Source organism: Okeania sp., assembly GCF_983059655.1.
Map to the genome: position 1 here is coordinate 1 of NZ_CEZPJD010001052.1, position 2,246 is coordinate 2,246.

General features: G+C 37.8%; 1 protein-coding gene. It reads left to right on the forward strand.

From position 1 onward, the window contains the following. Window positions 1-159 precede the first annotated feature (159 nt). Window positions 160-2,217, forward strand: a complete 2,058-nt coding sequence (ligA, locus tag AC3DU7_RS31660) for an NAD-dependent DNA ligase LigA (protein WP_488043196.1) — start codon at window positions 160-162, stop codon at window positions 2,215-2,217. The last annotated feature ends 29 nt before the right edge of the window (window positions 2,218-2,246 follow it).

Sequence of the window (2,246 nt, forward strand, 5' to 3'; positions counted from 1 at the left end):
ATAGTTGGGCAAAAAAATTCTCCCCTACTCCCCTACTCCTTAAAAAGACTTTTTCAGCAAACCCTAATTACTAATTATCCGGACATGATTCTGATAAATTTTTCCCTGTTCCCTGTTCCCTGTTCCCTGTTCCCTATTCCCTAAAAAGGAGAAAAAAACATGGCAAAGTTAACACCAGAATTAGAGCAGCGCGCTCAACAATTGAGGTATAAACTTCAAGAGGCTGGCTATGCTTACTATGTTCTTGATGACCCTATTATGGAAGATACTGTTTACGATCGCCTCATTCGAGAATTACAAGAATTAGAAACCCAATATCCTCAATTAATAGTTCCAGATAGCCCTACCCAAAGAGTGGGAGAAAAACCAGCAACTAAATTTATATCAATTGAGCATAATATTCCTCTTTATAGTCTAGAAAATGCTTTTAATATTGAAGAACTAAAAAACTGGCAAGAACGTTGGCAACGTCAAATAAAAATTGATCCCCATGCTGATAAAGTAGATTATGTTTGTGAACTAAAAATTGATGGTTCTGCTTTAGCTCTAACTTATGAAAATGGTTTATTAGTCAGAGGTGCTACTCGTGGAGATGGAATTACAGGAGAAGATATTACTCAAAATGTCAAAACAATTAAAAGTATTCCCTTAAAACTAAAAATAGATAATTCACCCTCAATCATAGAAGTTCGAGGTGAGGCTTTTTTATCAATTAATGTATTTGAAAGTATCAATGCAGAAAGAGAAAAAATTGGTGAACCACCATTTGCTAATCCCCGTAATTCAGCAGCAGGTACTTTGCGACAATTAGATTCAAAAATAGTTGCTCAACGCCGACTAGATTTTTTCGCTTATACACTTTATATAAAATCTGAAATTAACTCAGAATTATCTCAACTTTCTACTCAATGGCAATATTTAGAATTACTACAAAAATTAGGTTTTAAAGTTAATCCTCATCGTCAAATTTGCTCATCTTTAAATGAAGTTCAAAAATACTATCAATATTGGGATACCGAACGAAAAAATTTACCCTATTTAACCGATGGAGTTGTAGTTAAACTTAATTCTTTACCACTACAAGAAAAATTAGGATTTACTCAAAAATTTCCTCGGTGGGCGATCGCTCTTAAATATCCTGCCGAAGAAGTCCCGACTATTGTTGAAGCAGTCACAATTCAAGTAGGCCGCACTGGGGCACTCACTCCCGTGGCAGAATTAAAATCTGTCCAGTTAGCAGGTACAACCGTACAAAGAGCTTCCCTACATAATAGCGATCGCCTCGCGGAACTAAATCTACATATTGGTGACACAGTAATAGTCCGCAAAGCAGGAGAAATTATTCCAGAAGTAGTACGAGTTTTGCCAGAACTACGCCCCACAAATGCCCAACTATTTCAAATGCCTACCAACTGTCCAGAATGCGGTCAACCTGTGGTCAAACCTACCAATGAGGCAGTAACTAGGTGTATCAATGCTTCATGTCCTGCTATTGTTCGGGGTTCCTTGGTACATTGGGCCTCTAGAGGCACTCTGGATATTAATGGTTTAGGGGAAAAATTAGTACAGCAGTTGGTAAATAGTGGTTTAGTTGAGTCAGTAGCCGATCTATATGATTTGAATGTCGAAAGTTTGACTTCCCTCGAACGCATGGGACAAAAATCTGCCAGTAAATTGGTGGATGCGATCGCTACTTCCAAAACAAAATCTTGGGCGCGGGTGCTTTATGGTTTAGGTATTCGTCATGTGGGTAGTGTAAATGCAGAGTTATTAACTCAGAAGTTTTCCAGTGTAGGACAGTTGGCACAAGCAAAAGCGACAGATATTGAAGCAGTTTATGGAATTGGTCCAGAAATTGCTCAATCAATTGAACAGTGGTTTCAGGTATCAGCTAATCAAGAATTGGTGAAACGTCTGAATAATGCTGGAGTGACTACGGAGGTAAGAGAAGATACAAGCAATGTGGAAAAAGAGCAAAGTGCATTTTTATCAGGCAAAACTTTTGTGCTAACTGGAACTTTACCAACCTTGAAGCGGGATGAGGCAAAGAGTTTGATTGAAACTGCTGGCGGTAAGGTGACAAGTACAGTGAGTTCTAAAACTAATTTTGTTGTAGTGGGAAAAGATCCAGGTTCTAAATTACAGAAGGCTGAAAAGTTAGGGATCGAACAATTGAGTGAAGCGCAGTTATTAGAAATATTAGAAAGCGTTCAATAATGGATAATGGATAATGGATAATGGATAAT

Excerpts from the sequence above, each read along its gene's own strand:
- ligA (WP_488043196.1), top strand. The coding sequence starts at position 160 with ATGGCAAAGTTAACACCAGAATTAGAGCAGCGCGCTCAACAATTGAGG.